This is a genomic window from Erwinia sp. PsM31 (genome assembly GCF_030433775.1).
Taxonomy (GTDB): Bacteria; Pseudomonadota; Gammaproteobacteria; order Enterobacterales; family Enterobacteriaceae; genus Erwinia; species Erwinia aeris.
In genome coordinates this window covers 1-2,619 of record NZ_JARUWZ010000058.1, presented here as the reverse complement: position 1 = coordinate 2,619, position 2,619 = coordinate 1, and the positions used below count along the sequence as shown (strand labels likewise).

The window sequence follows — 2,619 nt, the reverse complement described above, 5'->3', positions numbered from 1 at the left end:
CGCAAAAAGAGCAGTACAGCAGCTTCCCTGAACCGTCTTTGCGCTTATCTGTCATCAGTTAACCTCATGGCTTATCAGCGGCCCTTACAGGCTGTGTTCATTAATGGACCAGATCCTAATATAGCGCATTTCAGGGGCGTTTTGGCAGCAAAACCGGGACGCGCTGCGCCTGTCAGCCGCCGTGATTTTTTATCAGTATCCGGTAAGGCAGCGGGCGCCAGGTGATGAAAAGTAACGGGAACGGCTAATAAGCCGCTGTTTTGGCAGGCAATCATTCAGCGCCGCCACAGTTGATTTAGCTGTTGAATGGATTATGCTAAACTCTTGTCACTTATACAGATCGTTTCCTATGGAGTCTAAATAATGTCTCAGGAGCCAAAGAAAGAGAGCCCGGAAGAGAAATCCTCTCTGGCGCTTAACAAGTTACTGCAAGCCCGATCTGTGATCATTTCTGGCGAAATCGATCAGGCGCTGGCGGAGAAAGTTACCGCCCAGCTGCTGATCCTGCAGGAAATGGGCGATGAGCCGATCAAGCTGTTTATCAACAGTCAGGGCGGCCACGTCGAAGCTGGCGATACCATTCACGATATGATCAAGTTCGTGAAGCCGAAGGTACAGGTTATCGGCACCGGCTGGGTAGCCAGCGCGGGCATCACCATTTTCCTGGCGGCGGAGAAAGAAGATCGCTATACGCTGCCTAATACCCGCTTTATGATCCACCAGCCGCTGGGCGGCGTGCGCGGCAAGGTTTCCGATATCGAAATCGAAGCCAACGAGCTGCTGCGCGCGCGCGACCGTATCAACCGGCTGATCAGCAAAGCAACCGGCCAGCCGCTGGAAAAAGTGGAACAGGATACGGACAGCAACTACTGGATGGGTCCACAGCAGGCGATTGAATACGGCATCGCCAGCCATCTGATCACCCACTGGGACGAGCTGAAAGGTTAATCCCTTTTCCTTCCTTCTGAAGCCTCCTTAACCGGAGGCTGAGGTTGCTGACAAACTCCTGCCCTTTCATTAAGTCGCGTTCGGGCCGGAGAATAACACCAGAGGCAGATCGGAACACGGACACGCCGTAGATCCGTCCGTGGAGGCTCGGTTGGCGCGTCCATGCGCCAAACGGTCCGTTTGTCCGCTCAGCCTCTGCTGCTACGAAGCTGATGTTTCGCTGTAAAAAACCATTTCGTACAGACCCTTTAATTTTCAGCAGCCTGAAGCCTCCTTAACCGGAGGCTTTTTTTATTCTGCCTCACTGCCAAATCATAAGTAAAACTAAGCATTATCCGAATCTCCCGCCCAGGAATATGTACCAGCCATAACTCCGTGTATATTCCTTGCCGTTTATGGTTAAGGAAAAGAAAATGATCCGTAAAGAAATCTACAATCTGCAGATTGTCAGGGGGCTGGCCGCGCTGTGCGTGGTGCTGGAGCATCTCTCACCCCGCGCCGTTGCTCACTTCTTCAGTGCAGGTCAGGTTGGCGTATCGATGTTCTTCTTCCTGAGCGGCTATATTATGATGCACACCTTCAGAGAGGATCAGTCAGCGGGCGCCTTTATTAAAAACAGAATAAAAAGGATCTACCCCGCCTACCTCATCCTCTCCATTCCCCTTATCTTATATACGCTCCACAAGACCGGCTCATTAACTTATCTTCTGCATAATCTCTTTCTCATCCCCTGGACGGAGTGGGACAGAGAGGCGTTGCCCTATAACTGGTCGGAATCGATGGCGAATCCGGCGGCCTGGACGCTGGTCTACGAGTTCTATTTTTATCTGCTGCTTTGCGTAGGCAAAACGTTGCTGAATAAAAAAGCCTTTGTTTTCTCCTTTACCACCGTAGCGATGCTCGCCATTCTTATTGCGACCAACATGACCTGGGGTAATGACGGCTATCTGGGCTGGCACGGCGTTACGTTCAAATCCGTGGCGGGCAACCTTGCGCTGCTGTCGTTTATCGTCGGCATGTGCGGACGGCAGCTGGGTTTCCATCACGTGAAAAAAAATCCCGCCGTATTTTTGCTGATCCCTGTCGCTATGCTGCTGCTGTGGCTGATGGCCAGACAGGGCGTAACCAATCTGCAAATCCGCGATCTGCTGGGGTCATGCCTGCCTTCCTGGACCTTTGTGCTGCTGATGGCCAACATGGAGGATTTTAAAGGCTTTGCCTACGATAAACTTCACGCTATCGGCATGTACTCCTATTCGCTCTATCTTTTCCATGCCAACTTTTATACCGCGAAGTGGATTGTCTTTAATAATCTTGCCCGTGTCGGCCTGGACTCTTCCCCGATCAAGGTGGCGGTTCTGCTGCTGTTTATCGCGCTGTCGCTGTTTATTTCAAAACATCTCTACCATTTGATTGAAAGAGGCGGCGCGTGGAAGATGCTGCGGGGCCGTAGCGTCAGAGCAGGCTGAGGGCACGACAGGCAGCAGGCTCCACGTCTGGCTTTTCAGGCGGTCAATGGCTGAAGGATCGGGCCGATAAAAAAAGAGAGCCGGAAGGCTCTCTTTTTCAGGGGGGCAGGTCGTACAGAGAACTATTCGCCGGACGCCTGCTGCGCCTCGCCCTTGCCGTAAATCAGCATCGGATCCGATTCGCCCGCGATAACCGACTCGT

The 2,619-nt window shown here is 52.4% G+C and carries 4 protein-coding genes; 3 read left to right on the top strand and 1 reads right to left on the bottom strand.

The features are described 5' to 3' along the window. The 3 genes from QCD69_RS22405 to QCD69_RS22395 form a co-directional block, all read left to right on the top strand. Window positions 1–225: hypothetical protein (locus QCD69_RS22405; RefSeq protein WP_301253567.1), on the top strand; the 225-nt coding region annotated here is incomplete at its 5' end. Between the two features lie 138 nt (window positions 226–363). Next, entirely contained in the window at window positions 364–948 is a 585-nt protein-coding gene (locus QCD69_RS22400; protein WP_253455049.1) for an ATP-dependent Clp protease proteolytic subunit, read from the top strand. 413 nt (window positions 949–1,361) lie between these two features. Continuing rightward, window positions 1,362–2,417 carry an acyltransferase family protein gene (locus tag QCD69_RS22395; RefSeq protein WP_253455050.1) on the top strand — a complete coding sequence of 352 codons (1,056 nt, stop codon included), beginning with the start codon at window positions 1,362–1,364 and terminating at the stop codon, window positions 2,415–2,417. 122 nt (window positions 2,418–2,539) lie between these two features. On the opposite strand, the gene QCD69_RS22390 is transcribed toward QCD69_RS22395, so the two are convergent. Continuing rightward, the coding region (locus tag QCD69_RS22390; protein ID WP_301252403.1) for a hypothetical protein at window positions 2,540–2,619 on the bottom strand (80 nt) is incomplete at its 5' end.

Coding starts and splice junctions, on each gene's coding strand:
- QCD69_RS22400 (WP_253455049.1), top strand. CDS start 364: ATGTCTCAGGAGCCAAAGAAAGAGAGCCCGGAAGAGAAATCCTCTCTG.
- QCD69_RS22395 (WP_253455050.1), top strand. CDS start 1,362: ATGATCCGTAAAGAAATCTACAATCTGCAGATTGTCAGGGGGCTGGCC.